This is a genomic window from Mesorhizobium sp. STM 4661 (assembly GCF_000359125.1).
Lineage (GTDB): Bacteria > Pseudomonadota > Alphaproteobacteria > Rhizobiales > Rhizobiaceae > Mesorhizobium.
The window spans coordinates 1-24,774 of the sequence record NZ_CAAF010000030.1; the positions used below are offsets into that span (position 1 = coordinate 1).

A 24,774-nucleotide genomic window follows, 5' to 3' on the forward strand; every position below is an offset into this window, starting at 1 on the left:
CGAAAATAGACCAACCTATATCGATAGTCTTTGAAACCGAGCAAATCGCGGATCGCCGAAATTCTCCTTTGAATTCAAGAGCGAGAATTTCTGACGGATCCGGGATACGGTTCTTCGTCGTCAGCGGAAAAATTTTCCTCGATGGATCAATGCGTTATGATGCTTCAGAACAATCGAGTGGGAATGATTCAGGCCTATCCAGACGCATCCGAAACTACGCTATGGTACGCCACAAGGCATTGAAAATAAAAATAAATCAATTCGTTGGCAATCGACAGCTATCGGCACGCAGAGTTTGGCTTTGGCGGCTGCGTGACGGACCTCCGGCATATTGGGTGACAGGTGGCGAGATCCGTTGGTGCTTGCCCGATGAAGAGCAATTCAACTTAACAGGATGAGCATTGTCAAAAGCCAAGCCGGCGAAGGGCAGAGCATCGTCGCCGATCGGCGGCTGGCTATCGAGAATCGTAACCACGCGCGACCGGTCGTTCGGCCCCCATCCTGGCGCAACATGCGGACCACCACGGACGGGGACAGTCGGTCCCGCGTCCCGTCCTGCGGCCGGCGCTATGCTGACGCTCCCTGTCCCGTTCACTGTCTGCGGCGGGGGCGAATTTCCTCCATCCTACGCGCGACAATCGTCCGTCGTTGCGGACGCGCGCAGGACTGCGGCTTATACGCCGTTCTTCTTAATCCACAGATCGGCTTGCGAACAGTCCGTGCGAGGTCTGCGACTTCGACCGCTTGTGTCCAGGCGAGGAACAAAGGACGAAATCGTGCGTTGCTTTGGGCTGCTTAAAGGTACGAGCACGTCAACCAAGGAGGAAACAATGCCGCAGGAAAAACCTGGCCAACATCACGATCATCCCGGCCACAAGCCTGGCGATCTCGATCAGCACGGCCACCGCGACAAGGCTGGTCAGAAGGAAGTCGCCGGCGAACACCACGATCATCCCGGCCACGAGCCTGGCGATCTCGATCAGCACGGCCACCGCGACAAGAGTGGGGCGGCCAAGAAGTAGCTTTGACAGGTTGAATTCTATGCGGCTTCTCGCATTTCGCGGGGAGCCGCATTTGTGAGTCGAACTGGCTCTAACTTGACGCCCGATACGCGGCCGTCAGGATCGGAGCCATTGCAGCAATTCGGATCCAAGAAGCTGCGCGTTCAGTTCCTCGTCGGAAAGGTCCACGAAGCTGTCGAGATCTCTCACGATCACGACGCCGGTGTTCTTAAAACGCTTTGCGATGGTGTCGAGGAATTTGAATTCGACGGTGTGCTCGCAGGCTCCCATGAACAGAAAATACACCTGGTCGCCGCGCTTCTCGGATTCTTCCAGAACACGCATGGTCCGATCTTCGTCGGAAGGGTCGTTATCGCCGTCGGTGACGAAGATGACGACTGACCGCTTCTTTTCCAAAACCGGCGCCTCCCTGGAAATTCCAAAGAACCGGCTAAGGAAGCCTCCCGTCTCCTCGCCCGGCAGCCAGCCGAAGTGTTGGAGATTACGCTCCAGCACATAGCTGTAGGTGGTCCCGCCCTTCCAGCCAGGCACCTTGTCGATCACGTTTCGGACGATGTAGTTCTCGCAATCGTCCGGCGTCACAGTCCCGACATGGTGGACGTGCGCCTTGCCGTTGCTGAAGCTGAAGACATCCACCTTTCCGTCGGGGTCGAGCACCATGCCGTAGGGCACCAGCCGTGCGACGAGCTTGCTCGTGGTGCCTTCCTCGTGCTCGTGCTCGAAAGACCCGGAGACATCCATGTCGAAGATCAATTCGGCTTTGATGTCCGCCGCGACCCCCGCCTTGTCGAGAGAAAGACGCAGCGTTTTCGCCGACTTATTGAGGTTGAGTTGCAGTGCCATGGCCGATCGGTCCTCACTCTTTGAGTTGCTGCAGGATGTTCCGAAGCTGATAAGCAAGTTCGCCGGCTTCGGTCGGCGTCAGCTTGCGGTTGCTGTCGAGCATCGTGGTCAGCGCCGCGATGCTTCCCAAGAATCCGGGAACTGTGACGAGCGCCACATTCTGGATCGCCTCAATGAGCCGCAGCGGCTGCTCAATCTGCACCTCGCGCATCGATGCGCCGCTACGGATCTGCGCCACGGTCTGTGTCAGGCTCATGCCGCGCTCCAGGAACCGTTGCGAGAGCGGCGGCCGGATTGCGCGTAGGTGATCCGACAGGAAAGACGCCGCCAGTGCCGAGGCTTCGGCCTCGTCCCCAATGCCCTCGATCCGACGGGCATGCTGCTCCAGCGTCTCCTTGAATGACAAGAGCTGTTCAAGTGCCTCGCCCATCAGCCTTACCAACTGGTCGAGCTCGATGCGCGCCGTTTCAAGCTCGCCGGCCGTATCGATCCTGCTGTTCGTCTTCTTGAAGTACTCGCCGAAAATTCCCGCCCTCGAAGGGGCGCCGCAGACGGCCTCAATGTCGATCGAGCCGAGGATATCGGTCATGCGGCCGATATAGCCCGTCGCCTTCTTGAGCACATCGGCCTGCGAGAGTTCGAGCGTGCGCGACACCAGATCGCTGTAGTCCAGCTGGAGGTGATGGCCCCAAAGCACCGCCTGCCTGTCCCGCGCGCTTTCCACCACGAAGGACTGGATCAGCCGAAGCGCCTGTTCCAGCACGGCAGGTTTTGCCAGTGGCGACAGTTTCCCGATGTCGGAAAGCCCGACAGCGATCCGCTTGCGTTCCACACCGGGAATCGCCGTCGGCCTGGCCACCGGCGGCGTCCGCACGGGCGTTTCAGGCTCCGCCGCATTCGCGCTGCGGGTTCGGTCGCGGGCGCCGGCGGGCGCTACCACGGTCGACCCGGCGGGAGCGTCGTGTTGGGCAGCTTCGGCTGCCTTGGCCTTTAGGGTCCGTGCCCGCGCGGCTGGCGGAATGATCACGGTGGGGCGAAGCCTCCCCTGGTCATCGACCAGCATGGAACCACGTGAGGGAGGGGTCTTGTTCTGGGGCATCGCTGTCTCAAGAGAAATGCGCGAGAACGTCGTTGAAGGTGCCGTTGAAGCCACGGCCGACGGCCGCATATTCCCAGCCATTGGGGCCGAGCAATATGCTGCCCAGCTGGACGACATTGAATTCCTTGAATTCGTCCGACAGCTTGTAAGCGCCGAGTTGCTTGCCGGTGTCGTCCGACAGCGTGATGGTGCAGACGTCGATGTCGCCGAACGCCGCTTCCTCCTCCTCTTCGGCGCCCTGTTCGGTCTCGTGGCTGCCTCCATGTTCGGCTTCATGCACCGTGACGAAGATCGGTATCTCGTTGATCCCCGCCGACAGCTTGGAGCCGTCAATAACGATGGACTCGGTGTTGTTTTGCACTCTCTTGTCGCCACTGTGGAAGAGCCCGCCGTTGGGCGTCTGGAACGATCCGTCGGGGTTTGACGGCAAGGCGCCGCCCTTCGGGTTCATCCGCGTGGTGTTGTAGGTTGACAGCACGCTGGCAAGATCCGTCACCTTCGCGCCGTTCCCGTCATTGCGCGCCTCGAGCGCATGGACGTCGACATCATCGGCGTGGTCGGCATCGCATATCCACTCGACCTTGACGGTGAACTGCGCTCCCTTGTTGAGGGAAAGTCTGAGCTTTGGCGTCTCGGTGCCGGGCTTTTCAAGGGAGAGGGTCAGCATGCTGGTGAAATTCCTTTGATCTGACTACTTGCATGGTTGAGGCAAGGAAGCCGATGGACGCAGTTTAGCGCGACGAGAGGGTCGCGAGTTCCTGACGTGCGGCTGCGAATTTCTGTCGCGCCAGCTCGAACTTTTCCTCGGTCGACTTCCGCGCCGCCGCGACGAGACCGTGGATCTCGTTGGTGGTGGCAATGATCTGCTCGATCTGCTGCGCCTGAGCGAGGCGGTTGTCCCCCGGCGCCTGCGCGGCGGTGACGGCGACGTCCTTCAGGGCGCGGCCGCGCATCTCGGTCAGCTGCTTGTCGAGCTTGGCCTGGCGGCCGGCCAGTTGCTGCACACTCTTCACCGCGAACGCGCCATGGATCGACAGCAGCGTCATTTTGATCGACGCGAACCGCGACGCTACCGTGGTGGCGGTTTCCTGCAAGGTCGCTATTCCGGCCTGTTCGATCTGCTGGATTACCAACTGGTCGGCCGGCAGCCGCGTGTAGGTGCCTTCCAGCGCCAGCGCGCGGCTCTCGAGCAGCAGGAGCCTGTCCTTGAATTCCATCATCCTGGTCTGCGCCACAGGATCGGCTGGATTGAGCCGCGCCTCCTCGTCGGCGACATAGGCGCGCGCCTTGTCCAGGAAAGCGCGGGCGACAGCCGCGGCCACGGTGAAATCGCTGAAATGGTCGCCATAGCTCTGCTTTAGTGCATCGAGTGCCTGCAACTCGCCGAACAGCTTCTGCATTTCGCTGGAAAGTTCGCCTTCGAGCTTCATCATCCGGTCGGCGAGCGTCTTTGTTCGCCCGGTGATGAGGTCGCCGATTTCCGCGAGAAATGCCGCCGCGACCTCGTCTGGCTGCTTGCCGCGAAACTTTCCCAGCAGCGAGCCTATGAAACCGGGCTTTTCGCCGTTCTGCAATTTGTCGAGAATTTCCGGGAGATCAGCATCCTCGACGCCCTGTTCGAGGCGGCCGAATAGTGCGAATACGGCGGCCGCGCTGTTTTTGTCGAGCCGCGAGAGGAATCCGTCGAGCGTCCGCTGCAGCGCCCGCTCGGCCTCCAGGCCGATCTTGATGACGTCGCCTGACTGCATGGCGGGAAAATCCAGTGTGGCCAGAGCCTTCTCCGCTTCCGGCACCTGCGCCGGGCTGAGCACGATGGCGCCCGTATTCATCGGTATCGCGGGAAGGCTCCCTTGCAGGGGCTCGCCTGTGAGAAGGTTGGGAGGTGAGTCGATGGTTGTCGGTTTCATGAATGAAGATCCTCCTCCAAGATACATTGCTTGCGAACGTGGGAGGGATCTCTCTTATCGCTATAGCATCTAAATCGCAATTCGCAGGCGCGCTTGGCAGTCGAGCGAGAAAGGCCGACGCAGGACAAAAACGGTTTCCTTCCTGCCCCACCGCATTTACAAAAGCCTCACTTGGCACCATCCGGATCAAAGCGCTATTGCTTGGAACCAACGATGGCCCCCTGTGGGCGAAATGATCGACAACCGCGCGTCGACGGCCCTAGGACGAGAGATGCCATGCCTGACAGTTCGGCCGATCATAAGCGTTCAGGCATACTCAGCGATCAGCCGTCGGACTTGGTCGGCGGGTCCGGCTGGCTTGCCATCTGGGCGGTGCTTCGTGAGGCCCTGCTCCGGCTCTGGGATGACGAGGCGTTGCCGCTCGCCGGAAACATCGCGTTCCGCGCGGTACTTGCAATGTTTCCGTTTCTCATTTTCGTCAGTTCGCTTACGGCCTTCATAGGCGATCCGAGCATGGCTAATCGCCTTATCGAATTTCTGATCCAAATTGTTCCAGCTCCCTTGGTGGACACGTTGATCGAAGAGGTTCGCGCGGTCTTGGCGGTAAGACGCGGCGGAGTGGCAAGTATCGGTGTCCTGCTGACTATCTGGTTTGCCGTTGGCGGCGTCGACAGCGTTCGTGTGGGATTGAATCGCGCCTACGACATCAAGGAGCATCGACCGACCTTGGCGATCTTTGCGCTGCAAGTCGTGGTGGTAATTGGCGGTGCGCTGGTCTTTGTGGTTGTCGCGTACCTCCTGGTGATGGGCTCCCTTGTTGGCACAGCAGCGCACCGGCTATTGTCCGGCTTCCAGCCGGCCTTGCTAACGCTCGATTTGGTGCGCTATCCGTCCGCGGCGGCAATTCTGACATCCGCCTTGTTCGCGGCACATATCTTCCTGCCGGCACGTCGGACCCGATTTTCCAGCCTTTGGCCGGGAGTCCTCTTTACCGTTTTGGTGTGGATGGGATTAGCAGCAGCATTTTCCTTATATCTGGCCCGTTTCGCCAATTATGCGAGCTATTATGCAGGGCTGGCGGGCCTCATTGCCGCGTTGTACTTTCTTTATCTTTCTGCGTTGGTTCTGATATTTGGCGGCGAGATCAATCGGGTGATTAGGATCAGGCGGTTGGCGCGCGCGTTCGCTGTGAGTCAAAGTGGCTAGCCATTGGAAGCACACGGAGCGCAGCAACACAAAGGAGCACGACTTTGAATAGCCCATTCTCAAACCGCAACCTGACCGGACGCGCCGTCAAGTTAAGCGGCATTGCCATCCTTGTGTGTGCCGCGCCGGCGTCGGCTGATGTGAAAGTGGAGGTTACGCAGTCAACCTACGAACTGCGCGGCCTGAGCCGTGAAGCGATCCATGAGGACATGCACCGCGTTGCCAGAAAGGACGGCGATGGCATTATCGAAGGCGAGGTGAATGACGATCTGGCCTGGAAGTTCAAGTTTGCGGTAGCGGACAACTCCTGCCATGTCACGTCCGGCGAGATTACCCTCAAGCTGAGCGTCATGCTGCCCACCTGGGTCGATGAAGCGCGCGCGGACGAAAGTGTGCGCACCGTCTGGAATAGCTACTTTCAGGAGCTAAAGGCCCATGAAGATGGCCACAAAACCATCGCTGTGGATGCGGCCGAAAAGATCAACCAGATAGCACATGGCGTCAAAGCGGCCGGTCCATGCAATGCCCTTGAGGAATCGCTCAACGACGCTGCCAGGCAGATCGTCGAGACGGCAGAGAAAGCTCAGGACCAGCATGACGCCGACGCCAAGCCGTTTGCTCTCGAATGAGCCGAGGTCTGACAATCCCTTTGGTCGCTAGAGAATGCACGTGCTCTGGCCGGCGATCCTCGCCGACATCGGCGCGACCGTGATGGTGACGGGCAGCGCAGATGGTGTCGGCTGTGGCAATTTACACACGCGCAGAGCGGCTCGCTTTCGATGAAGCTGGGCGATATGCGTTCCTCTCATCGTAAAGCTGGGCGGTGAATTCGCTGACGAGGCGCGATGGGGACGCGCCTGGTGGTCGAAGGACCAACGCGCGGAAGGTGACGCGCTGATGAAGAGCGAACGGCACGAAACTCCACGATAGAGGGAGTGAGTGCCGTGAAAATCGGGCGCGTCGGTTGAACGAGTTGGCGAACGGTACCATATCCGCCGCAGCGGGCTAGAACACGTATCAGGATTTAAAGATGAAATGTCCAATCGATGATGCAGAACTCGTCATGTCAGAGCGTCAGGGTATCGAGATCGACTATTGCCCCAAATGCCGCGGCGTATGGTTGGACAGAGGCGAACTCGACAAGATAATCGAACGTTCCGCCACGAACGAGATGCAGGCACAAGATTCTGGCGAGCCGCCCGGTCGCGAACAATCCACAGGTCACGGCGAGCATCGTGACACCTACTCGTATCGCGGAAGAAAAAAGAAGTCCCTTCTGGGGGAGCTTTTCGACTTTTGACAGCTTCTCCAACTGCTCGCCCCAAAACCGGAATGGTTGCCGCACGTCGCTGGCAAAGATCGAAGGCCATTGTGGGACAAAATCGCGTACCGATAACGGCTGTGCTGATGTCCGGCGAGGTTTCGTCGAGCCGGAATTTCGCCGGTGTGCAAAGGGTGGCGCCAAGGTATTCGCCGCCGCTTCAACGGCGATGGCGTGTTGCGGGGGCCGCTCCTTCGCCCTAACTCAAGCCTCCCCCGTAGGTTCGATAGAAGAGATGTGAGCCTATCTGGGTCATCTTCTCCATCGCGCGAGCCCAGCCCGGATTCACATATGATGCGTAATAGTGCGTCGACGAGGCGACGTCCGGAAGGAAGATTTTCCCGGCGGCGACGGCCATGGCGACGTCTGCGGCCAGAGCATAGGCGGCTTTATCCGTTATCCGGTCCGGAATGCCGTCGCAGGCGAAGGAAAACTGGCAGCGATTGAACCAATCGTCGTTTTGGTAGACGACTTTGCAGACAGTATTCGGGTATGCGGGATTGCGTACCCTATTGAGGATCACCTGCGCAACCGCAGCCTGCCCCTTGGCGCTTTCGCCCCTCGCTTCGAAATAGACCGCCGTCGCGAGGCAACGCTGTTCTGTCTTCGAGAACACGCTTGCCGGGAGAGGCCGCCTCATCCAATCATGATCACCCTTTGCAAGCGGCGGAATGAAGCGGCCGCCCCCGTCATTGGCCTCTTTCAGCAGGCTGTCAAATGGCGAGGTTGCCTCGTGAAGCGGGTCTGTCGGGGCATAGGCGGTCGCAAGGATGTCAGCCTGGTCGTTGGTAACCAGTTCAGCCAATTTGGCCGGCACGCCGGCGTAGCGATCATCCTTCTTGCTATGAAATATGGCGGCTATGGCCATCTCGCCGCTACCACCAAGGGGCGTTGAAAGGGCCTCCGCATCCAGGCCCGGCCGGAGAGCTACACTCTGCCAAATCGGAACAAGATTCGCGGAGATCGTCTTGATTGGCGGGTCCGCGACCGCATTTGGAATTCGTGGCTGCTTGTCGTCGCGGCCAATGCTGGCCTCATCCAAAGATTCTCTCAATCTTGCCGTTTCGACGCGAAACCCGACCGATCGTGATACCCTCGTGTCCGCGACAATCCTGCGCAGAATAATCGGAACTGGAAGATCCACCCGATGGGTGTTTGTCCAATTGCCGAGGCGGAAGACCCATCCCGGGGCGCCTCTGCCATCCACTTTCGAATCCGGCAAACCCTGCAGCGCGGCAAGGGACGGTACGGCGAATAGGGTGGACAGCCCGCCGGCGATCAATGCAAGCGGAAAGCACGCCAGACAAAGCAATGTCAGCAGCCTCAAGCGGCGACTAGGTTGCACGCTTACCCCCGAAAATCTGTACCTTGGTTCGGCAAAAATGAATTGTTAACCTTGATACCAGGTTAACGCCGCCAGCCTGACGGGGTCGCGGCCTCTGCGTGTAGCGGCGTTTCCGATCGATGCGCCGCGATATGTCGTGCTGGTGATTATTGATGAGCCGCGGGTAGAGGAAGGCAAAGCCGGAGCAACCGCTGGTTCAAACGCAGCTCCAACCGTTGGTGCCATCATCCGAAGGTCGGCGGCTTTGTTGGAGGTAACGCCAGACTTTGAACAAGAGGGAAAGATCGTACCAACGCTGGAGTGTGGATCGCTCATGCCGAATTCGGGGCTGACGTTGGATTGCCGATCCCAAGGCGACTTGCCCACGAGCCCGCGAAGGCAGCCAAGTTATGGGGGACAGCCGAAAAAAACGCTTGCTCCTCTAGTTGCTAGAGGAATTAGCGTCGCGTTGACTAGGAAACGCAAGAGCATTCGGAAGGCGTAATGCGATGAATGAAGCTGTTCTCAAAAGCCGTTACCGGGTAGCGGGCATGGATTGCGCGGCCTGCGCGAAGAAAATTGATACGGCTGCACGGCGCATTGACGGCGTCGCAGACGTCGCGGTTTCAGTTACAGCTGGAACCATGACCATCGACCACTCGCCGAAAGCGGATATGGAAAAACTCGCCAAGCGCGTGGAGAGCCTGGGCTACAAGGTCGCCCCGCTCGCCTTGGCGCAGGTGAAGGCAACTGCCGGCGCGGCGCCGAAGAGCGAAGACGCAAGCTGCACCAACCCCGATCACCATCACGATCATGCTGGCGATGATCATTCGGATCACGATCACGCTGATCACGACCATTCAGGCCACGACCATTCAGGCCACGACCATTCGGATCATGATCATGCCGACCATGATCATGCGTCGCATGGCAAAACGCTGGAGCAGCGGGCAAATGCGGCCGGCCTGATTGCAGCGAACGCAAACACGACCTTGCAAAGCCGGTACCGGGTAGCGGGCATGGATTGCGCCGCCTGCGCGAAGAAAATCGACACCGCGGCGAGGCGGGTTGAAGGCGTCCAGGATGTTTCGGTTTCGGTGACCGCCGGAACCATGACCGTCGATCATTCGTCGAAAGCGGATATGGAAAAGCTTGCCAAGCGCGTTGAAAGCTTGGGCTACAAGGTCGCCCCAATTGCGTTAGGGCAGGCAAAAGCTGTTGGCGGCGCGGCGCTCAGGAGCGATCCCGCAAACTCCACTGACCTGGATCACGATCATCTTGGCCATGACCATTCGGATCACGACCATTCGAGTCACGACAATGGCAAGAAGGCCGATGCCCAGGACGGCGCGGTGGCTGGCCTTCATGGCCACGATCACGGAAGTGAAGAGGGTCCGTGGTGGAAAACCTCGAAGGTGCGGCTGACGATCCTGTGCGGTCTCGCGCTCGCCGCGGCGTTCGTCCTGGCCAAGCTTGTTCCGGAAACCGCGCCATGGGCGTTCATCGCCGCCATGGCGGTGGGACTTATCCCGATCGCGCGGCGCGCGATCATGGCCGCTCTCAACGGGTCGCCGTTCACCATCGAAACGCTGATGACGATCGCCGCCGTCGGCGCCGTCATCATCAATGCCAGCGAGGAAGCCGCTGCTGTCGTTTTCCTCTTCCTGGTTGGAGAAATGCTCGAAGGGGTGGCCGCTGGCCGCGCCCGTGCCAGCATCAAGGCGCTTGCGACGTTGGTGCCGAAGACCGCGCTGCTGGAGGTCGACGGAAAAACATTGGAAGTGCCAGCAGAGAGCCTTGCCGTCGGCTCAACCATACTGGTGCGCCCCGGCGACCGCGTTCCTGCCGACGGCACGATCATCTCCGGCGAAAGCTCGATCGACGAATCCCCAATGACGGGCGAGTCCGTGCCGAAACGGAAGATTCCCGAAGATCAGGTTTTTGCCGGCACGATCAACCAGGATGCGCCGATACGCGTCAAGGTAACCGCGGCTGCCGCGGACAACACGATCGCGCGCATTATCCAACTGGTCGAGAAGGCACAAGAATCGAAAGCGCCGACCGAGCGGTTCATCGACCGCTTTTCAACCTACTATACGCCCGCCGTCATGATCGTCGCGGCGCTGGTGGCGATCGTCCCGCCGCTCGTCTTTGGCGGCGTCTGGAACGAGTGGATCTACAAGGGCCTCGCCATCCTCCTGATCGGTTGTCCTTGTGCGCTGGTCATCTCTACCCCGGCCGCCATCGCGGCGAGCCTTTCGGCCGGTGCCCGCAGGGGATTGCTGATGAAGGGCGGGGCGGTTCTGGAGACCCTTGGCAAGATCACCAAGGTTGCGTTCGACAAAACCGGCACGCTCACCGAAGGCAAGCCCAAGGTCACCGATATCGTTGCGGTCGGGCGGACCGAAGCCGAGACGTTGGCACTGGCGGCCGATTTGGAGATCGGATCCAGCCATCCGCTCGCCGTGGCCATTTTGGATGAAGCCAGAAAGAGGGACATCAATCCCACTTCAGCCAGCGAGGCAAGGGCCATAGGCGGCGAGGGCATCGTCGGAAAAGTGGGCGGCGTTGAACTTTTCCTTGGTTCGCCCAAGGCGGCAGAAAAGCGCTGCGCGCTCACGCAGGATCTGCGGGATCGCATCGCCAAGCTCAATGACGAAGGCAAGAGTGTCTCGGTGCTGCTTGCAGGCAAGGTGGTCGCCGGCGTCATCGCCATGCGCGACGAGCCGCGCGAGGACGCCAAGGAGGGTATTGAAGCGCTGAAACGCCTCGACGTCACTGCTGTGATGCTGACCGGCGACAACAAGCGTACCGCCGCTGCCATCGCCAAGAGTCTCGGTCTCGAACCCAGGGCCGAGCTGCTGCCGGAGGACAAGCTGCGCATCGTCGGCGAATTGCAGAAGACCGGACATATCGTAGGCAAGGTGGGTGACGGCATCAATGATGCGCCGGCGCTCGCCGCCGCCAATGTCGGCATCGCCATGGGCGGCGGAACCGATGTCGCGCTGGAGACCGCTGACGCCGCCGTTCTGCACGGCCGGGTCAAGGATGTCGCCAACATGATAGCGCTGTCGCGGGCGACCATGAGCAACATCATGCAGAACATCACAATTTCGCTCGGGCTAAAGGCGGTGTTCCTGGTCACCACAGTCATGGGGATAACCGGCCTTTGGCCGGCGATTCTGGCCGACACCGGGGCGACGGTCATTGTCACGGCGAACGCAATGAGGCTCCTGGGCTGGCGTGGGCTGAAGTGATCGCATCGGAGACCCGCAGTACATTGGGAGCCCGCGCGGCAAGCAACCGCGAATTCGGGCCGAGCTGAGAAGTGGTAGCGATCGAGGTCTCGGCTATAGGGTTGGCAACCGCCGCACTGGCCGGTGCGATTTCGTTCGTTTCGCCATGCGTCCTTCCTCTTGTCCCCGGATATCTCTCGTTCGTATCGAATGGGGTCGACCCGTCATCCACCCGCATGATCGACCGCCTTCGCGTGACATGGCCGGCGCTGTGGTTCGTGGCGGGATTTACGACTGTCTTCGTGCTTCTCGGCCTTGGCGCGCAGGCACTGGGCGGTTTGTTTATCCGCTACAGCGCCGAAGCGAATCTGGTCGGTGGGGCATTGGTCATCATGTTTGGATTGTTGATGACTGGCCTGATCAGAATTCCGGTCCTCATGCAGGAATTTCGATCGCTGGGCCCGAATTCGGTCTCGGGGCCGGGCAGCGCCTATGTGCTCGGTCTTGCCTTCGCATTTGGCTGGACGCCCTGTATAGGCCCCGTTCTTGGTTCCATCCTGACCGTCTCGGCGCTCTCGGCGGGCAGTGGCGCAATCCTCCTCGCAGCTTATGGTCTGGGTCTGGGCGTGCCATTTCTGCTCGCAGCGGTGTTGTTCGCCAACATGGCGGCGACGCTGAAGCGACTTCGATATGCCGGGCATGTCCTCAACGTCGCAGCCGGCGGCGTGATGATCGTCATGGGCCTGCTGATGATGACCGGCCAGCTCCAGATGATCGCGTATTGGCTGCTTGAGCGATTTCCTGGCCTAGGGTCAATCGGGTAAGGGATTTCCTGCATTTCTCGGTTTTGGAGTGAGCCCATGGATAGAGCCGTGAAGCTTGCCGCTGTAAGCATAGTTGTCGGAATTATTGTTTTTGGAGTGAAATATGCCGCATATCTGCTCACCGGAAGCGTAGCCCTTTATTCGGATGCCCTGGAAAGTATTGTCAATGTCGCCACCGCGATTGTGGCTTTTTATGCTGTAAAATTGAGTGCTGTTCCGCCAGACGCAAATCACCCATTCGGGCACCACAAGATCGAATACCTTTCAGCGGTCTTCGAAGGTGTTCTAATTATCGTCGCGGCGCTTTTGATCATGCGAGCAGCCTATTTCGGCTATTTAGATCCAAAGCCGCTGGACGCGCCCATCGAGGGTCTGGCGGTCAACGCCTTGGCAAGCACTATCAACGCTGGCTGGTGCTTTGCACTTTTCCGTTATGGCCGACGTTGGCGCTCGCACGCCTTGGTTGCGGATGGCCGGCACCTTTTGACGGACGTTATCACATCCGCGGGCGTGCTTGTCGGCGTGGCTCTTGTGGCTATCACAGGTTGGTTGATGCTCGACTCCGCTCTCGCGGCCCTTGTCGCGTTGAATATTCTCTGGTCTGGCTGGAAACTCATGCGTGAATCCGTTGGCGGGCTGATGGATGAGGCAGCCCCAAATGAGGTACTCGCCCGAATCCGTGACATGATCTCCAAGGAAGCCGCAGGAGCTTTGGAGGCGCATGATCTCCGTACAAGGCATGCCGGCCGAATGACTTTTATCGAATTCCACCTCGTTGTGCCGGGGACCATGAGCGTGGCCACCTCACATGAAATTTGTGACCGACTGGAAAGCGCGATAGAGGCTGAGATAACCGATGCCGTCGTCACGATTCATGTGGAGCCGGAGCAAAAGGCCATGCATCTGGGCCGAGTACCGGTGATCTGAGCTGTTTCGCGGTCGAAATCGACCATGACACGTCGGCACGCCTTCAACCGGGCGCTGCTGCGACCGGCTTCAGTGATCGCCCCCCTCGGCTGCATCGGCAATTTCCTGGACTTGGGCGATCGGCCGATTGTCGTATCAAAACGTCGATACCAGACGACATCGCTGCAAAACCGAAAGTCCTAATCTATACTGGAGAAAACCGCAAAGACGAGCCGGCTATGCAATCGCTGGGAATGACCACCCTGATCTATACGCTCATTCCTGTCAGCGCCGCGATCATAGGCGCGGCGATCGCAGCCTATCGCCGTCCGGGGCCGATAGTCGTCAGCGCAATCCAGCATTTCGCGGCAGGCGTGGTCTTTGCCGCGGCAGCGGGCGAAATCTTGCCTGACCTCAAGCATGCAGGGTCGGTGGTGCCGGTTGCTGTCGGAGGCACGATCGGTGTGATCGTGATGCTTTTGCTCAAGAGCTTCGAGGAACGCATGCAGGGGCCGCTCGGTCTCACAACGATTATCGGCGTCGACATCCTGATCGACGGACTGGTGCTTGGGCTCGGATTTGCCGCCGGCGAGAAAGTCGGCCTGCTGCTGACGATCGCGCTTACGATCGAAGTGCTCTTTCTCGGCCTGACCGTGGCGGCGGAACTCGGCGAGTCGATGAAGCCCGGCCGGGTGGTTGGTCTCACCGCTGGCCTCGTGCTGCTGCTGCCGGTCGGGGCACTTGTAGCGATGCCGGTTGCATCTCTGCCCGGCCCTTATCTCACCGGGTTCTTCGCCTTCGGATTGATAGCGCTGCTTTACCTCGTGACGGAAGAGTTGCTGGTCGAGGCGCATGAGGCTCCAGACCGACCTTGGGTCGCGGCCATGTTCTTCGTCGGTTTCCTGCTCCTGCTGTTGCTTGAAAGCGCCATGGGATAGGTCATCCCTCTATTCCCCAATGCGTGTGGCTCCGATCGATCAGCCACCGGCCGCTGTCCTAGGGAAGCAGTGCCAGGACGGGCACTATTCCCAGATTCTGTAGTCTTTCAAGCACTTCGAAGACTGGGATGGCGAGAGCGAACCACATGGCATCAAAAAACGTTGTGACGATAAGAACCGGCGACACCGTGACTGTGCTGGCGTCGCGCCAAAGCGATGGATGCGGAATCCATCGGGGCACCTGCAAAAGATAAAGCTGGTAGTCGTCCCCCAGTTTTCCCAGAAGGTACCGCTCCTCACGCCGAACCACAGCGGCAAACACAATGAAGACGATCAGTCCAATCGCAAGGCCGAGGACGAGGCTACCGCTTGCCAGACCGATGCCAACCGAACCGAGGATCGAGAACGCGTAGAGCGGATTGCGCACGACGGAGTAGGGGCCGTGGCGCACCAGGACTTCGCTCTTGCGTCCGCCGACGTAGAGCGAGCACCATGAGCGCCCGATGATGCAGATTACAATGGCAGCCCAGCCGATAAGCTCGACCCCGATGTGCGGCAGGCTCCCCGTCTCAGCGAGCGAGTGGGTAAAGAGCAAGAAGATCGCTAGCGGGACTGCCGTGATCGCAAGAACGGTCTTTCGCAATTTTTGTATCGATGACAGAGCAAGCATGATTTTTTATGGAGTTCCATTGTCAGGGAGGTAGCTTGATCGCGATGGAGTTCCCTGCGTTCCCTCAAAGCACTACAACCGTGGCGCCAACCGGAACTCTCTCGTAGAGATCCGCAACATGGTCGTTCAGCATCCGAATACAGCCATTCGAGACGGCGCGTCCGATCGTCCACGGTTCGGTGGTGCCATGAATGCGGTAATAGGTGTCGATGCCGTCCCGGTACAGGTAGAGCGCGCGCGACCCCAGCGGGTTGCCCCCACCGCCGGGCATGCCGCCACCGTACTTGGCGTATTTTCCAGGATCGCGCCTTATCATGTTTGCGGTAGGCTTCCAGCGCGGCCATTTCGCCTTGCGGCCCACCGTTGCCGTTCCCGACCAGGCAAGGGCTGCTCGACCGACGCCAACCCCGTATCGCCGCGCGACCCCCAAGCTTTCCACCAGGTAAAGAAACCTGTTCCTTGGATCGACGACAACCGTACCCGGAGCATAGCCGGGGGCGAACTCGACAAGCTGGGGCTGGTACTTCGGATCGAGGACGAACGGTTTCCCGGCCTTGCGGGCCAAAGCGACGCCAGGCGCAGCAAATGCGCCAACGATTCCGAGCATTAATGAACGACGTGTGATCATGTTACACCTGAGAAGAGGATGGACTGCTCAATCGGGACATGCAGACATCTCCGTCGCCTGCCGGCTCTCGCAGCGGGCTGGTTTGCCACGGCTTCACACAGCACAACCGCTGCCACCAAAATGAGCGGCATCCGGTTGCGGTGGCATGCGGCGCGAAGACAGACCAGGCACGACGTTATTCGGCCTGCTGATTATGGCCGTCATCGACCGGCGGCGGCGTGACGTCCGGTACGAACTTTTCGATCTTTGCCTTGCTGCGCAAATCAGCCAGCATCTGTTGCGAGGCCGTGGCTTCAAGCGATTCGCGGATCTGCCCAGAGATGGTCTCGAAGGCTGGAGCAGGGCGCTTGCGCCGCTCGTCCAGCTTGACGACGTGAAACCCGAACGCGCTCTTGACCGGGCTCTGTGTGTACTCGCCCTGCTGAAGTGACGCCGCTGCGGAGTCGATCTCTGCAATTGTCTGGCCCGAACTCACGAACCCAAGATCGCCACCATTGGCCTTTGAGGCCGTGTCTTGCGATACCTCCCTAGCCAGTTCGGCGAAGTCCTTGCCGCTCCGCAACGCGGCGACGGCATCGTTGCCCTGCTGCTCGGTTGCCAGCAAGACATGGCTCAGCCTGTATTCCTCGACCGGCGGGATCTTGACGACCTGGTCGTCGTAAGACTTCCGGACGGCCTCATCCGTAACCCGCTCCGCGACTTTGCTGTCCATGAATATTGTGCGCAGCGTTTGTGCCTCGAAGAATGCCAACTGGCGTTTGAAGGAATCGGTTTCAGCCACGTTCGCTGCTTTCGCGGCGTCGGCGACGACCCGCAGTTCGATCAAAGCATCGACGAGCACGGAACGTCTCGCGTCCTCCGGCATCTTACCGAGCTGGTCGGAGTACATTTCAGCAGCTACGGCCAGATCGGCGCCGGTTATGTCGACGCCGTTTACTCGCGCCAGCACCGCGTTCTCTTGCGGCGCTGCGGCGGTGGACGCAAGGCACGCAATGGCGATGGTTGCTGCACAGGCCGCCAACCGAAATGGCGCACGGGCCTTCAGATGGATTTTCCTTAGGGTCATTTTTCTGGTCTCCTGTCCGCGCTGCGTCATGGTTTCTTTGCCGCAGCGACAAGCGGGTCGATGATCTCGCTGAATTTCTCCAAGGTCAGTGCTCCCTTCTGCATCTTGCCGTTGATGAAGAAGCTTGGGGTGGAATCGACGCCGAAACCCTTTCCGGCCTCGGCGATAGCGGTGATCTTTTCCAGGAGGGACTGGTCCTTGAGACATGTCTCGACCGCGTCGCCAGTCATGCCCGTCATTCCCATTACTGACTTCAAGGCCGTGGTGGGATCGCTAACGCGAGCCCAGCGATCCTGTGAGCGGTAAAGAACATCGATAGTCGCGTACCATTTGTCGTCGCCCGCGCAACGCGCCAGCATGAAGCCGGCTGAAGCGCGCGGATCGAACGGAAACTCGCGCATGATGAAGCGCACCTTTCCGGTGTCGACATATTTTTCCTTGATCGCAGGCCATGTGTCTATGTGAAAGGCCCTGCAATGAGGACAGGTCAGCGACGCATATTCGATGATGGTAACGGGGGCGTCGAGATTACCGAAAGACTTCTCCGGAAGCGGACCTGGCGCGAGTAGATCCGGAATTGTTGTCTGCGCGGATACCGGCCTGGGACTCTGAAAGAGAACGAGTGCCGAGGCACCGGTAAGGAATTCGCGGCGTTTCATAAGGTACTCCATGGCTTGCAAGGATTGTTTCTCCGAAGATTTCGGAACGGCATGTCGTTCGCCACCGAGCACGGATCGGCGTGTGACTTGGAAATGCGTTGGATACGGATCTGCGCGGATGAGCAGGAGTCGCTGGAGCAGATTTTCTGACCTTGACGCCAGCAGCGTCTTGTCAGCCCGGAACGCCAGCAATACGGCTGCCTGCGCCAGTCTTGCGATAGCAGTCGAGTTGGCCGTCTGTGGATTGCCTATCGAGGCGGCGGCACCGAGACGGATGCAGTGGCCGAAGCTACGGCCGCAGGCGCGGGCAGGGTCTGCAGGTTACCAGTTCGACGAACCTGTCGAGCAGTGGTGTCGCCCACCCAATTGCAATTGTCATGGCACGGTGAAAAGTGCTGCGAAGAACCGACGCCCGGGGCCACAATATCGTCTCTGTCGCCCAGTGGAGCGTTGACCTGGCTACCATCAGATCGCAACTCAATGGAAACAACAAGCGAGTTGGCGGGGGCTTGCGCGGCAGCCATCGAAAAGCTTGCCGCGTGAACAAGCAGCATCACTCCGAGCAAGACTGTAAAGATCTGTCGCGCCATCGTCAGCCAGTAAAACATATAGACAGGCTGAAACATAGGGCGGCGGCTTGTCGCAAGGGCTGACGCTGTAGCAAAATCGGAAGGCGTTGAATGTCGCGCGGTAATCTCACGACCGGGCAGCTATTCGTCCTCAATATGAGGATCGGCCAGCGCGGCGTCCGGCCTGCTGACCGGGACAGAGTTTGTCGACGTCATTTCCGCCAGTTTTTTCGGCCCGCGGCGATCAAGCAATTTCCGGAACGACGGGTGCATGCCGCCGTCGGAGTAGGCGTGGACCGATGCTCCAGCTCCGGCCGACACGAGTTTGTTCATGGCAAGCAGATCGGCTTCGTCGCGGGATGCCACGGCCGGAAGCATCGAACTTGTCGAGGGCGGGCAAGCCGCGAGCGGGTCGGCAGGTTCCCCGCCTTCAAACTGGGAATTGAAAACGTAGCGCCTGTCGCAATAGGACACACTTGGCTGTTGCCGTGTGACTTCGAAGAAGTCGTATCCTTGCTTAAGGTTGAGCCAGAAGCTGAAATTCGGATCCCCCCGGTTCTTGGCCATGTTTTGAGGCGTCATTCGAAACGGGAAAGCTTCCACCTGGAACGACGCTTGGCCGCCTCTCAGCGCTTCCCTAGCGACGGCATAGATCTCGGCAACGCCCTCATCCGTCATGGCGAAACATCCGGACGAAGAGCATGCGCCATGCACCATCAGCGCTTCACCGCTGTAACCAAGCGCGCTCTCCAGGCGGTTCGGATAGCCGAGATTGAAGGAGAGGTAATATTGCGAGGCAGGGTTCAGCATCCCCGCCGTAACGTGATAGAAACCCTCGGGCGCCTGGCGGTCGCCGTTTTTTGTCTTTGGACCCAGCTTCCCGGACCAGCGACACATGGGGTAGGTTTTCAACAGCGCGAAGCGCCCTGATCGGTCGCGCTTCCAGATTTCCAATTCGCTCTCGTCTTTGAATATGCGGACGAGGACAGGTGCCGCGGGCGACATTCCCTTCTTGCTCATCTCGGCGATAAGCTTTGCCGGAATGGGTTGCGTTGCCTTCTTATCGACGTCGAGAACATTGGAAACCGACGTAACGCATCCCGAGATGACGATTGAGAGCACAAGCAGCGCAACCAATCCGCATAATCTGTAAAGCAAGTCGCACCGCCTTTCCCGCCAGATTCACCAGACGGAGCCAAATGCACCCCAGTCCATGATTCGTCTCCGCTATTAGCAAGCTTGCCATTCTTCGTCAGTATGATTAACGGAAAATTGACAGTGAGCTCTTGCATCTCACCCTGCTAGAGACGCCATAGGGTTGGATCACAGCATCGGACAGAAATGGTGATCGCTTATGGCTTCATACAAAATTCAACCGGCTTACCTGATGTTTGCCCTGCTTTTCACGCTGTCTGCCGTGTCAGCCGACCTGTTCACCAAGACAATCATCGTGGAACTGGTGATGCAGCCGCCACGAGTCATTCCGGTCACGAGCTTCTTCAATCTGGTGCTCAGCTACAATGAAGGCGTGAGTTTTGGTCTGTTTGCTGACCTCTTCCGCAACCGACCCGGAATTCTCACGTTCGGCACATCCCTTATCGTCTTGATCATTATCGGCTGGGCGGCAGTGGCAAAGAACCGCACCGAAGCTGCGGCTCTTGGCCTCATTTCTGGCGGAGCGAGTGGAAATATCGTCGACCGGGCCAAGAATGGTGCAGTGACCGATTTCCTTGATTTTTATATCGCCGACTGGCATTGGCCAGCATTCAACCTGGCTGACGTCGCCATAGTTGGTGGAACGATCATTCTTGTCGGCGCATCGCTTCTGTCAGCATCGCCATCCGGCATACGCGCCGATTGAGATCTGGTTGAACGCTGTTGAGTTGGAAGGAAAAATATTGGAAATCGGCCTGCAAAAGCTTTCCGAAGCTGAAACGCTGGAACTGGTCCGCAAGCGAAAAAGGGGGAACGCGATTCTGATGGTCGCGCTTCTGGTTTTTGTCGCAGCGGTGTTCGCGTCGAGTTTCGTCCATCTGCGCAAGGAAAGTCGCGGGCCGGCTCCTTCAACCGTCCAGCGTCCAGCGGTCACAAACCAGTGAGTGGCGAGCCGGTGAAAATCGAACCATACTCCCGGCACAAGAAATGTGCTGCCAGGGGAAACATGTCGCTTCTAGGAAGACTGGGTATTTTCGCCGTCGTGGGCTCAACTGCATACGTTGCGTTGTCAGCCGTGTTCTGGCTTTATTGCATTGTAGGTGGCCACGATCTTCTCGAAATGTTTTATGGCGGGACGGCCGCGATTGTCCTTGCGTTGGCGGCCGGCGTCGAATTTGCCTGGCTTGCGCCGTCCTTGAGGCTTATTCGAAATTGATTGCTCAGCCGCTTACGAGACTTACCCATGTATTTGGGTCCGTTTGCGCCTGTCGTTTCAGGAAGTAGATCTCCGCGTCGCGCCACAGCAGGATCTGCTGCTCGACATTGTCCAGCACGAAATCGCCCTTGTCGGTGACTATCGTGAGAACTGCGTGTCCGCCGCCGTTCGCATCTCGACCGACCGTCATCAGAAGAGAGCCAAGTGGAAACCCGCTCTGGTTTAGAAGCTTGCGCTTCATCAGGGCGTAATCCTCGCAATCGCCGGTCGCCTTGGGGTATTCCCATCGTTCTTCGACGCCGAAGATTTCGAGATCGGTCATGGGCTTTACCGAGGCGTTCACCTGGTTGTTGATCTCTATCATCTGGCTCCAGCGCTTCCGAGTTAGCTCGACCGAGTCGCTAACGGCCGGCCGCGCACACTCGGTCGAGATGCGCCGGCAGAACTCATAATAGCCCACCGGTATCGTCGTTTTCCCGAACGTTTGCATGTTCGGCGCCTCGTCCGGCTGAGCGGGATTGAGATGGAGCGCATTTGCGCTCGCCGACGCGCAAGACAAGACAAGCGCAAATGCGCTCAAAACGAAGCTTTTCATGGTGACACTCTCCCCAGAGGTTTATGAGAAGAGCCTACCAAACAGGCGTCAAAACCACCCAAAAACGAGCACTTGGATTTTAGGAAAAGTTGTCTCTAAATCAAATGTTTCGCTTTACAATTCGATCATCTCTTCGAGCCATCTGGATGGCGGCCTGCTAGACCAGGCATCGCCGTCGCAAGCCGTTCGATCATTAAGCGCCGCCGACAACAGCAAGGCCTTCCTCGAGGGGCGGGTTTCAGTTCGCCCCGACCGGGAGCAGGCGTCGAATTTTCTGCAGGGCCATATCGCGTGACTCTTCGCGATCGATCGTTCCGGAAAACCTGCCTTCGCGGTCGAAGAGAAGGACTCCGGCCGTGTGATCCATCGTATAGTCGCCGTCCTGTGTCGGAACCTTGGCGTAGTAAATCCTGTAGGCTTTTGCAAAACGAGTGAGTTCCGCCGGCTCCGGCCGCAGGGCGACAATCCTGCGGTCAAACGATGACATGTACTGCTTCAGTGTGGCCACTGTGTCGCGCTCGGGGTCGACGGATATGAGGAAGCCTCGGAGTTCGTCGGCTTCGGCGCCAAGCGCGTCGAACCAGGATGACATTTCGGCCAGGGTCGTCGGGCAGATGTCGGGGCAATTGGTGAAACCGACGAACATCAGCCACCCCTTGCCGGCGTAGGTCTTTTCAGTAACCACTTCGCCCGTTTGCGAAACCATGGAAAAGGGGCCTCCAAGCGGCTTCCCGACACTTTCTGTTCCGCCGAGAGTTGGCGCCACACTTTTGGTTCCGGTTCCGGCAATAACAAGATAGACCAACAGCGCCAGGGTTGCCGCAATCGCCCCCCAAGTGACCTTGCGAAAGGTGGTGACGTTCATTGGACCGGCTCTCAATCAACTGAACCGTGGTGATGGTCTATCGGCTTGGTGCCTATTGGTCGGGTAATGGCCGTCGTTGACAACGACGCTCCATCCGCAAATGCAAGCAGCAAATCAACCTTGTCGCCTGGCTTGAAATCGACTGTCGGCGCCATGAGCATCATGTGAATCCCTCCGGGCTTCATCAGAAGCTCCGCGTGCCCAGGGATGAATATGCCCTCCTTTATCGGTCGCATCTTCGCCACCCCGTCAACGACCTCTGTTCGATGAAGCGAGACCGAAGCAAAATCGTCGCTCTGAACAGAGACAAGATCCGACTGTTGCTTCGAACCGTTCCAGACGGTGATGTATCCTGCCAGCATCTTTGCGCCGGACAGTGCCAGAATGACCTCGGCGTGTTCGACAACCAGCTTGCTTTCGGCGTCGGCGTGGCGGGGGCGCTCCTGCGCCGAAGCGCTCTGCAAGCAAATGATCAGAGCGCCCGCGGTTAGCGCGACCATCCCGAAGGAGTTTTTGATCATCCGCGAATCCTCGTGGTAGTCGGCTGGCCGAACAGTCGGCCCAGGCTCATGTGTGTGCAAACTTAGATGCAGTCAACGTGACAAACGGCGCCATCTGTCACGCGAGATTGGGCGGTTAGGTTCAAATCTGACTGGAAACATCGCCTTTGGCTTGGCTGCGACAAATCCTCGCGATGTGGCGCGAACAGTTGACGTGCGGCAATTGAGTGGCCAATCTCTAGTCACTATAGAAAATGAGGTGCTGCCCATGCTGACGATTGGCGATCTTTCTCGCAAAACCGGGGTGAAGATTCCCACCATTCGCTACTACGAGCAAATGGGTCTTTTGGATGCCGCGGAACGATCCGAGGGCAACCAGAGACGGTATGCTGCTCCGGAAAGAGAGCGGCTGTCCTTTATCAAGCATGCCCGCGAGCTCGGTCTGACAATTGAGGCAATTCGCGAACTGATCGATCTCAGTGCGCACCCGGAGCGTCCATGCGAGGAAGCCGACCGGATTGCGGCCGAGCAGCTAACCGCCGTTCGGGAGAAGATAGAGAAACTCCGGCGTTTGGAAAAGGAACTCAAGCGAATCGCCACCCGTTGCGCCGGCGACCAGATCAAGGACTGCTATGTCATCCGGGCGTTGGCACATCATGAGATGTGCGAAAGCGACCACTGACAACTGGGTGTACCTCGGGCTCGAAGGATCGGTAATCTACGCGCCGTTATGCATTTCGGCTCAAGGTGGGTTCTCGAGTCTCAAGGCTACCGGGTTGGCCGCCGTCCGCAACTTGCGGCCACCGTTTCGGTCAATGCCGACGCCCTCTATCGCTCACCCTCTGGAAGGCCTATGGCGTCATCAACCCGCCATCATACCTGAGCGGGGCAGCCACGGCCCAGCCAGTTGTTTGAATGCGACCGGACGATTGGCCTAGTCGTGCCTGACATGCCTTGAGGCTCGCCTGGCATGGGCGAAGCTGGCCTGGATACTCACCCCCACGACATGCGGCTGATGCGTGGGACGGCACAACGTCCGTTGTACGCCAGCTATCCATAAATCGCCGGTCGGTTTGAAGGTAGACAACCAAGGCAAGAAGGGCAAGACTCTCACATGATTCAGCCCCGCTCTCATTCGCACCTTTGGCCCGGCGTCCCGCTCGCACTGGGTTCAGCCGCTCTGTTCGGAGCAGTGTCGCCGTTATCCAAGCTGCTGCTCGATGTGGTGAGCCCGCTCATGCTCGCAGGGTTGCTCTATCTGGGCGCGGGCCTCGGGCTGGCTCTGTTCTGGTTTTATCGCAACTCGATCGGCGAAGGCGCAAACGAGGCCTCCCTACAACGGGCTGATCTTCCCTGGCTAGCGGCCGCCATTGCTGTTGGTGGTGTCGTCGCACCTGTCCTGCTTATGTCTGGACTCGCCTTAGCAACTGCTTCCAGCGCCGCCCTACTGCTGAATGTCGAAGGGTTGGCCACCATGGCGATTGCGTGGCTGGTGTTCCGTGAAAACGTCGACCGCCGGCTGCTGGTCGGGGCTGGCGCAATCCTTGCCGGTGCCGTCGTTCTCTCCTGGGAAGGACAGGGGCTGGCACTCAATGCCGGCGCCCTGCTGATCGTTGGCGCCTGCGTGGCTTGGGGCATCGATAACAATCTGACCAGGAAGATTTCCGCAGCCGACCCAGTCACCATCGCAATGCTCAAGGGCTTGGTGGCCGGAACGACCAACGTAGTGGTGGCATTGCTTTCGGGCGCTGCACTTCCTCATCCCGCGTCCTTCTGGGCGGCGGCGGTCGTCGGCTTTCTCGGCATCGGCGTCAGCCTGGTGATGTTCATTCTCGCGCTGCGGCACCTCGGGACGGCGCGCACCGGCGCCTATTATTCCCTGGCGCCGTTCATCGGCGCGTTTCTGGCGATTGCCTTGCTGGGTGAGTCGCTAACCGTCCGGCTGCTCGTGGCCGGTGTGCTGATGGGGGCAGGGCTCTGGCTGCATCTTGCCGAACGTCACGCGCATGATCACGAGCACGAAGGGCTGGAACACGAGCACAGTCATGTCCACGACGCGCACCACCAGCATGCTCATGACGGGCCCGTGACCGAACCGCATTCACATTGGCACCGTCATGCGCCGATGCGGCACTCGCACGTCCACTACCCCGACCTTCACCACCAACATCGGCACTGAGCCGAGGACGTCGTCAGCCGCAGCAGCGCACCTTTGTCGGTGCGGC

Annotated in this window: 26 protein-coding genes and 1 pseudogene; 13 read left to right on the top strand and 14 right to left on the bottom strand. The window is 59.1% G+C overall.

Annotated elements, in window-relative coordinates; translation table 11 throughout:
• On the top strand, positions 1-398 hold a 398-nt coding region (locus MESS4_RS34200; protein WP_210161682.1), incomplete at its 5' end, for a hypothetical protein.
• Between the two features lie 414 nt (positions 399-812).
• On the opposite strand, the gene MESS4_RS09915 is transcribed toward MESS4_RS34200, so the two are convergent.
• From MESS4_RS09915 to MESS4_RS09935, 5 genes are all read right to left on the bottom strand, one after another.
• Positions 813-986, bottom strand: coding sequence for a hypothetical protein (locus MESS4_RS09915; protein ID WP_244441099.1), 174 nt, complete (start codon positions 984-986; stop codon positions 813-815).
• A gap of 132 nt (positions 987-1,118) precedes the next feature.
• On the bottom strand, positions 1,119-1,865 hold the full coding sequence (locus tag MESS4_RS09920; RefSeq protein ID WP_006329545.1) for a VWA domain-containing protein: 747 nt from the start codon (positions 1,863-1,865) through the stop codon (positions 1,119-1,121).
• A 13-nt stretch (positions 1,866-1,878) separates the two neighbouring features.
• Positions 1,879-2,928 (bottom strand): hypothetical protein, encoded by a 1,050-nt coding sequence (locus tag MESS4_RS09925; RefSeq protein ID WP_244441100.1) that lies wholly within the window; start codon positions 2,926-2,928, stop codon positions 1,879-1,881.
• Between the two features lie 43 nt (positions 2,929-2,971).
• On the bottom strand, positions 2,972-3,631 hold the full coding sequence (locus MESS4_RS09930) for a TerD family protein (protein ID WP_006329549.1): 660 nt from the start codon (positions 3,629-3,631) through the stop codon (positions 2,972-2,974).
• Positions 3,632-3,695: 64 nt separating this feature from the next.
• On the bottom strand, positions 3,696-4,871 hold the full coding sequence (locus MESS4_RS09935; RefSeq protein ID WP_006329551.1) for a hypothetical protein: 1,176 nt from the start codon (positions 4,869-4,871) through the stop codon (positions 3,696-3,698).
• A gap of 276 nt (positions 4,872-5,147) precedes the next feature.
• Here MESS4_RS09935 and MESS4_RS09940 point away from each other — a divergent pair, with 276 nt between their 5' ends.
• The 3 genes from MESS4_RS09940 (at position 5,148) to MESS4_RS32020 (ending at position 7,377) form a co-directional block, all read left to right on the top strand.
• Positions 5,148-6,077, top strand: a complete 930-nt coding sequence (locus tag MESS4_RS09940; RefSeq protein ID WP_006329552.1) for a YihY/virulence factor BrkB family protein — start codon at positions 5,148-5,150, stop codon at positions 6,075-6,077.
• Between the two features lie 44 nt (positions 6,078-6,121).
• On the top strand, positions 6,122-6,706 hold the full coding sequence (locus tag MESS4_RS09945; RefSeq protein WP_006329554.1) for a DUF922 domain-containing protein: 585 nt from the start codon (positions 6,122-6,124) through the stop codon (positions 6,704-6,706).
• Between the two features lie 401 nt (positions 6,707-7,107).
• Complete coding sequence (locus MESS4_RS32020; RefSeq protein ID WP_081609681.1) at positions 7,108-7,377, top strand: zf-TFIIB domain-containing protein; 270 nt, start codon at positions 7,108-7,110, stop codon at positions 7,375-7,377.
• Positions 7,378-7,597: 220 nt separating this feature from the next.
• On the opposite strand, the gene MESS4_RS09955 is transcribed toward MESS4_RS32020, so the two are convergent.
• The gene (locus tag MESS4_RS09955) at positions 7,598-8,725 is read right to left on the bottom strand and encodes a cell wall hydrolase (protein ID WP_244441101.1); all 1,128 of its coding nucleotides are present in this window, start codon (positions 8,723-8,725) and stop codon (positions 7,598-7,600) included.
• A 118-nt stretch (positions 8,726-8,843) separates the two neighbouring features.
• On the opposite strand from MESS4_RS09955, the pseudogene MESS4_RS34470 reads away from it, so the two are divergent.
• From MESS4_RS34470 to MESS4_RS09975, 5 genes and pseudogenes are all read left to right on the top strand, one after another.
• Positions 8,844-9,020 (top strand): annotated as a pseudogene (locus tag MESS4_RS34470) (penicillin-binding protein 2); the annotation flags it as partial.
• A gap of 211 nt (positions 9,021-9,231) precedes the next feature.
• Positions 9,232-11,979 (top strand): heavy metal translocating P-type ATPase, encoded by a 2,748-nt coding sequence (locus tag MESS4_RS09960; RefSeq protein WP_006329571.1) that lies wholly within the window; start codon positions 9,232-9,234, stop codon positions 11,977-11,979.
• A gap of 71 nt (positions 11,980-12,050) precedes the next feature.
• Complete coding sequence (locus MESS4_RS09965; protein ID WP_006329572.1) at positions 12,051-12,782, top strand: cytochrome c biogenesis protein CcdA; 732 nt, start codon at positions 12,051-12,053, stop codon at positions 12,780-12,782.
• Positions 12,783-12,818: 36 nt separating this feature from the next.
• On the top strand, positions 12,819-13,709 hold the full coding sequence (locus MESS4_RS09970; protein ID WP_006329573.1) for a cation diffusion facilitator family transporter: 891 nt from the start codon (positions 12,819-12,821) through the stop codon (positions 13,707-13,709).
• A gap of 233 nt (positions 13,710-13,942) precedes the next feature.
• Positions 13,943-14,626 carry a transporter gene (locus MESS4_RS09975; RefSeq protein WP_036241022.1) on the top strand — a complete coding sequence of 228 codons (684 nt, stop codon included), beginning with the start codon at positions 13,943-13,945 and terminating at the stop codon, positions 14,624-14,626.
• A 58-nt stretch (positions 14,627-14,684) separates the two neighbouring features.
• On the opposite strand, the gene MESS4_RS09980 is transcribed toward MESS4_RS09975, so the two are convergent.
• From MESS4_RS09980 to MESS4_RS10000, 5 genes are all read right to left on the bottom strand, one after another.
• Positions 14,685-15,269: an isoprenylcysteine carboxylmethyltransferase family protein gene (locus MESS4_RS09980; protein ID WP_157385548.1), complete on the bottom strand. Its 585-nt coding sequence runs from the start codon at positions 15,267-15,269 to the stop codon at positions 14,685-14,687.
• Between the two features lie 91 nt (positions 15,270-15,360).
• A complete protein-coding gene (locus tag MESS4_RS09985; RefSeq protein WP_006329578.1) occupies positions 15,361-15,903 on the bottom strand; it encodes a L,D-transpeptidase in 543 nt (180 codons plus the stop codon).
• A 196-nt stretch (positions 15,904-16,099) separates the two neighbouring features.
• The gene (locus MESS4_RS09990) at positions 16,100-16,990 is read right to left on the bottom strand and encodes a peptidylprolyl isomerase (RefSeq protein ID WP_157385549.1); all 891 of its coding nucleotides are present in this window, start codon (positions 16,988-16,990) and stop codon (positions 16,100-16,102) included.
• Between the two features lie 26 nt (positions 16,991-17,016).
• Positions 17,017-17,841: a DsbA family protein gene (locus MESS4_RS09995; RefSeq protein ID WP_244441102.1), complete on the bottom strand. Its 825-nt coding sequence runs from the start codon at positions 17,839-17,841 to the stop codon at positions 17,017-17,019.
• Between the two features lie 518 nt (positions 17,842-18,359).
• Entirely contained in the window at positions 18,360-19,355 is a 996-nt protein-coding gene (locus MESS4_RS10000; protein ID WP_006329582.1) for a murein L,D-transpeptidase family protein, read from the bottom strand.
• A gap of 217 nt (positions 19,356-19,572) precedes the next feature.
• Here MESS4_RS10000 and lspA point away from each other — a divergent pair, with 217 nt between their 5' ends.
• Entirely contained in the window at positions 19,573-20,079 is a 507-nt protein-coding gene (gene lspA / locus MESS4_RS10005) for a signal peptidase II (RefSeq protein ID WP_006329583.1), read from the top strand.
• 7 nt (positions 20,080-20,086) lie between these two features.
• Positions 20,087-20,317: a hypothetical protein gene (locus MESS4_RS10010; RefSeq protein ID WP_244441103.1), complete on the top strand. Its 231-nt coding sequence runs from the start codon at positions 20,087-20,089 to the stop codon at positions 20,315-20,317.
• Positions 20,318-20,593: 276 nt separating this feature from the next.
• Here MESS4_RS10010 and MESS4_RS10020 read toward each other — a convergent pair whose 3' ends face one another.
• From MESS4_RS10020 to MESS4_RS10030, 3 genes are all read right to left on the bottom strand, one after another.
• Positions 20,594-21,184: a transglutaminase-like cysteine peptidase gene (locus tag MESS4_RS10020; protein WP_006329589.1), complete on the bottom strand. Its 591-nt coding sequence runs from the start codon at positions 21,182-21,184 to the stop codon at positions 20,594-20,596.
• Between the two features lie 238 nt (positions 21,185-21,422).
• Entirely contained in the window at positions 21,423-22,049 is a 627-nt protein-coding gene (locus MESS4_RS10025; protein ID WP_006329593.1) for an SCO family protein, read from the bottom strand.
• An 11-nt stretch (positions 22,050-22,060) separates the two neighbouring features.
• Positions 22,061-22,570, bottom strand: coding sequence for a copper chaperone PCu(A)C (locus MESS4_RS10030; protein ID WP_006329595.1), 510 nt, complete (start codon positions 22,568-22,570; stop codon positions 22,061-22,063).
• Positions 22,571-22,817: 247 nt separating this feature from the next.
• Between MESS4_RS10030 and MESS4_RS10035 the strand changes: the two genes are divergently transcribed.
• Positions 22,818-23,231 (top strand): helix-turn-helix domain-containing protein, encoded by a 414-nt coding sequence (locus MESS4_RS10035; protein ID WP_006329597.1) that lies wholly within the window; start codon positions 22,818-22,820, stop codon positions 23,229-23,231.
• A gap of 432 nt (positions 23,232-23,663) precedes the next feature.
• A complete protein-coding gene (locus MESS4_RS10040) occupies positions 23,664-24,728 on the top strand; it encodes a DMT family transporter (RefSeq protein ID WP_006329599.1) in 1,065 nt (354 codons plus the stop codon).
• The last annotated feature ends 46 nt before the right edge of the window (positions 24,729-24,774 follow it).

Excerpts from the sequence above, each read along its gene's own strand:
- MESS4_RS09920 (WP_006329545.1), bottom strand. The coding sequence starts at position 1,865 with ATGGCACTGCAACTCAACCTCAATAAGTCGGCGAAAACGCTGCGTCTT.
- MESS4_RS09925 (WP_244441100.1), bottom strand. The coding sequence starts at position 2,928 with ATGCTGGTCGATGACCAGGGGAGGCTTCGCCCCACCGTGATCATTCCG.
- MESS4_RS09930 (WP_006329549.1), bottom strand. The coding sequence starts at position 3,631 with ATGCTGACCCTCTCCCTTGAAAAGCCCGGCACCGAGACGCCAAAGCTC.
- MESS4_RS09935 (WP_006329551.1), bottom strand. The coding sequence starts at position 4,871 with ATGAAACCGACAACCATCGACTCACCTCCCAACCTTCTCACAGGCGAG.
- MESS4_RS09940 (WP_006329552.1), top strand. The coding sequence starts at position 5,148 with ATGCCTGACAGTTCGGCCGATCATAAGCGTTCAGGCATACTCAGCGAT.
- MESS4_RS32020 (WP_081609681.1), top strand. The coding sequence starts at position 7,108 with ATGAAATGTCCAATCGATGATGCAGAACTCGTCATGTCAGAGCGTCAG.
- MESS4_RS09960 (WP_006329571.1), top strand. The coding sequence starts at position 9,232 with ATGAATGAAGCTGTTCTCAAAAGCCGTTACCGGGTAGCGGGCATGGAT.
- MESS4_RS09970 (WP_006329573.1), top strand. The coding sequence starts at position 12,819 with ATGGATAGAGCCGTGAAGCTTGCCGCTGTAAGCATAGTTGTCGGAATT.
- MESS4_RS09975 (WP_036241022.1), top strand. The coding sequence starts at position 13,943 with ATGACCACCCTGATCTATACGCTCATTCCTGTCAGCGCCGCGATCATA.
- MESS4_RS09985 (WP_006329578.1), bottom strand. The coding sequence starts at position 15,903 with ATGCTCGGAATCGTTGGCGCATTTGCTGCGCCTGGCGTCGCTTTGGCC.
- MESS4_RS09990 (WP_157385549.1), bottom strand. The coding sequence starts at position 16,990 with ATGACCCTAAGGAAAATCCATCTGAAGGCCCGTGCGCCATTTCGGTTG.
- lspA (WP_006329583.1), top strand. The coding sequence starts at position 19,573 with ATGGCTTCATACAAAATTCAACCGGCTTACCTGATGTTTGCCCTGCTT.
- MESS4_RS10020 (WP_006329589.1), bottom strand. The coding sequence starts at position 21,184 with ATGAAAAGCTTCGTTTTGAGCGCATTTGCGCTTGTCTTGTCTTGCGCG.
- MESS4_RS10025 (WP_006329593.1), bottom strand. The coding sequence starts at position 22,049 with ATGAACGTCACCACCTTTCGCAAGGTCACTTGGGGGGCGATTGCGGCA.
- MESS4_RS10030 (WP_006329595.1), bottom strand. The coding sequence starts at position 22,570 with ATGATCAAAAACTCCTTCGGGATGGTCGCGCTAACCGCGGGCGCTCTG.
- MESS4_RS10035 (WP_006329597.1), top strand. The coding sequence starts at position 22,818 with ATGCTGACGATTGGCGATCTTTCTCGCAAAACCGGGGTGAAGATTCCC.
- MESS4_RS10040 (WP_006329599.1), top strand. The coding sequence starts at position 23,664 with ATGATTCAGCCCCGCTCTCATTCGCACCTTTGGCCCGGCGTCCCGCTC.